Annotated in this window: 3 protein-coding genes; all 3 read right to left on the reverse strand. The window is 26.2% G+C overall.

Going from position 1 to position 3,585, the window contains the following annotated elements; genetic code table 11:
• Nucleotides 1-192 precede the first annotated feature (192 nt).
• On the reverse strand, nt 193-468 hold the full coding sequence (locus KTO59_RS03775; RefSeq protein ID WP_284928712.1) for a hypothetical protein: 276 nt from the start codon (nt 466-468) through the stop codon (nt 193-195).
• A complete protein-coding gene (locus KTO59_RS03780) occupies nt 468-866 on the reverse strand; it encodes a hypothetical protein (protein WP_284928713.1) in 399 nt (132 codons plus the stop codon). Before KTO59_RS03780 ends, KTO59_RS03775 begins: the two co-directional genes overlap by 1 nt.
• A 996-nt stretch (nt 867-1,862) precedes the next feature.
• On the reverse strand, nt 1,863-3,585 hold a 1,723-nt coding region (locus tag KTO59_RS03785), incomplete at its 5' end, for an AAA family ATPase (protein ID WP_284928714.1).

The raw sequence follows: 3,585 nt of genomic DNA on the forward strand, positions 1-3,585 counted from the left end.
TGATTTAGAACAAATCAAAAATTTTTTACAAACATTAAAAGGATAATTATTAAATATTACAGGGTGTGTTCCATTAAAATAGAACCGTTCAAAAAGTTAAAAAATTAAAAAAAGTAAACTATTTATTAATTACAAATAATATAACATAAAAAAAATAAAATGTCAATTAAATAAAAAAAATAATTTTTTTATTTAATGGATTTTTTGAAGTTTATTTTTAAAATTATGAAATATCATTTGTTTTGTTTCTTTATAAGCCATATGTATATATGGTTTCGTTTTCAAAATTAATTGATAACCAAAAGGCGTTTCTTTTTCATCTTTTAAATAATTGCCGATGGTGATTAAATCTTCTTCATAATAATCTTGGTCATAAATCCAATCTTTTAATTCTGGTGAATTTTTTATTTTATTTTTAATTTCTTCTTGATAAGTAATGATGATTTCATTATTTTGTGTTTTTTTCATTAGAAATCATTATTTCCGAAAAGTTTTTTTTGAGTTCTTTCGATTAAATCAGAATAAACATCTTTGTTTTGAGACTCGGAATTGCCGAATGCTTGTTGATATAATTTTTCATTTAAAGCAAACATCGAATTTATTTCGGGTTCTTTTTTTAAATATAAAATTTTATTTGAAATATCAAAAGTATAATTTTTATCCATTAGAAAATCAATTTGAATTTTAAAAGATGGATTTTCTATTTTTTTTAACATCATGATAGTTTCATAAAGGTCAGTATAATTAAGATATAACGTTTGGTTATCCAAGTTATAATTAGTTTTTTGATTGAATAAACGAATTTTAAAATAATTATTTTGAATCAAAAAATTAATTATTTCTTTTAAAATAAAAATTTTTTTCATTTTTTAAATCTCTTTTTTAGTTTGACTATTTTGAAACAAAAAAAATAAGTCAAACTATTTTTTTTAATAAATAATTTGACTTAAATTAACTTTTTAACTGGTTCCATTTTGATGGAGCGGGACATACTTTGAAACAGTGCGCCAGGTTAAAATAAATCTGTTAGTAATTTTAAATTTGTTAAAAAAATTGTTAAAAAAAATTAAAATAAAGTAGTCGTTGGAGTAAAACTTAATTTGGAATAGTTAAGATAATCGCCCAACCAAGAAGTCATGGAGAAGCATGATATAGGGCAGAAAGAAGAAATAATATTTCGAGTTTAAAACGTAGAAAGGAGATGACTATATGTTATCAAACGAAAGTAAAATTTCAAAACTAACTACGCATTTAAACAAATTGAGACGAATTGAAAAGACTAGTTCAAACAAACTAGTCTTTTTTTATAGAAAAGAGTTTTTAAAAATATGCAGATTTAAAAAAACATTTACATTTTTTTATAACAGTACGACTATTAATTAATACCAATTAAGATTATAAAATAAAAAAACAATTTTTACATTTAGTTTTTTTGTTTATAAGGTATCAAATTAATTTTGATAATTATAAAATAATTTTTTTTATAAATAATTATCTTTAATTATTATAATTTTTACTTATTATAATTTAAAGTTATTTATTTATATTTTCACTTTATAGTAAGAAAAATATATTAATAATAATAAAAATAATTCAAAATAACAGGATTTAATTTATACTACACGTTCTCAAAATTATTCATTTTAAAACCTCTTTTTGCTAAAAAAGACTAGTTTGTTTTAACTAATATTTTCGGTATTAAAAATGAATTTATTTACAAATTTTTAAAATAGTGCTGCGCATCTATTTACGATCTTAAACATTTGTTGTTTTTACTTTGGTTTGAAAATAGAATGGCAATTTTGAAAACGGCCTGTTTTTGGCGATTAATTTTATTCGTCTTTCGTTTTTTGTGTTTCTTGTTATTTTGGTGTTTCTTGTTGTTGTTTTCTAAAATTGTCAATAAAGTCTAATAAACCAGTATCTTTGTCTACTCTTAAACGGTATGCAGTTTTGATGTCGTCAATGTTGATTTGAGTTCGTGGTGGTGTTGTCTTGTTGCTTTCTAAAACAAGAGTGTTAACAGCTTCATCTAATATACCAGTTAAAATACGATTTGCTCGTTTGTAAGGTGGTAATTTGTCTAATGCTCTATTAACAACGTTTAATAAGTAATCTTTGGCTTCAGGGCTGTATGGGTTTTTACGTTTGTTAATTAAGAATTCGAACATTTGTTTACGTTCTTCAAAATTACCTGGTTTGATTTCAATCATGTAACTAAATCTTGATTTGATGGCTTCGTCAATTTTGTTAATGTGGTTAGTTGCACCCATTAAGAAAACTGGTTTTTTAGGATCATTTTCAAAACTTGTCATTTGAGCTTTGAATTCGTTAATGATGTTCACGATGTCGGCAGTGTTTTTAGATCGGTTATCAGTTAAATCTTTAAAAATCTCTTCACATTCATCAATGAAAATGATTGCTCCGCCTGATCTTTGTGCTTCTTTTCTTGCAGTAGTGAATAAATTACGAACCATTTGTGGGGCTTCACCAATTACTCCTTTTGAAAACTGAGATGCTGATGTATTAAAGAATGGTAAATTTGCTTCTTTTGCTAACGCTTGTGCGAAAGTAGTTTTACCAGTACCAGCTACTCCGTGTAATAGAATGCCCGTTGGGACTTTAACTTCTCCAATATTTGGTAGATTGTCAACGCTCTTTAAAAAAGTTAAAAAACGATCTGCGGCTTCACGTTCGTCTTTAAACCCGATTAATTTATCAAATGCCGGCATTTTAGTTAAGTCCGTTTTCGGGAAATCTGCTTTATTAGTGTTTAATTGTTTTTCAGATAGTGAATAATCTTTTTCTAAAGTTTCTTTCAATTTATTTAAACGACTTTCTAATTTATACATTTCTATTCCTGCTTTTAGATTTTGTTCTTCATTTCCTTTAATAGATTTTATTTTTTCATTAATAAAGTTGATTTCTTTAATGTCTAATAAACCAGTATCTTTGTCTACTCTTAAACGATATGCAGTTTTGATATCGTTGATGTTAATTTGAGTTCGTGGTGGTGTTGTATCTTCGTTTTCTAAAACGAAAGTAGCAACAGCTTCATCTAATATACCAGTTAAAATACGATTTGCTAGTTTGTAAGGTGGTAATTCGTCTAATGCTCTATTAACAACATTTAATAAGTAATCTTTGGCTTCAGAGCTGTATGGGTTTTGACGTTTTTTGATTAAGAATTCTAACATCTTTTTACGATCTTCAAAATTGCCTGGTTTAATTTCAATCATGTAACTAAATCTTGATTTGATGGCTTCGTCAATTTTGTTGATGTGGTTCGTTGCGCCCATTAAGAAAACTGGTTTTTTAGGATCGTTTTCATAACTTGTCATTTGAGCTTTGAATTCGTTAATGATATTAACGGTGTCGGCAGTAGTTTTAGTTTGGCTATCGGTTAAGTCTTTAAAAACCTCTTCACATTCATCAATGAAAATGATGGCTCCACCTGAATTTTGTGCTTCTTTTCTTGCAGTAGTGAATAAATCACGAACCATTTGTGGTGCTTCACCAACTGTTCCTTTTGAAAATTGAGATGCTGATGTGTTAAAAAATGGTAAATTTGCTTCTTTTGCTAAA

This window comes from Candidatus Phytoplasma sp. AldY-WA1, from assembly GCF_020312115.2.
Classification (GTDB): Bacteria; Bacillota_I; Bacilli_A; order Acholeplasmatales; family Acholeplasmataceae; genus Phytoplasma; species Phytoplasma vitis.

What these genes read in the sequence shown, in the direction of transcription:
- KTO59_RS03775 (WP_284928712.1), bottom strand. Translation starts at nt 468, where the DNA reads ATGAAAAAAACACAAAATAATGAAATCATCATTACTTATCAAGAAGAA.
- KTO59_RS03780 (WP_284928713.1), bottom strand. Translation starts at nt 866, where the DNA reads ATGAAAAAAATTTTTATTTTAAAAGAAATAATTAATTTTTTGATTCAA.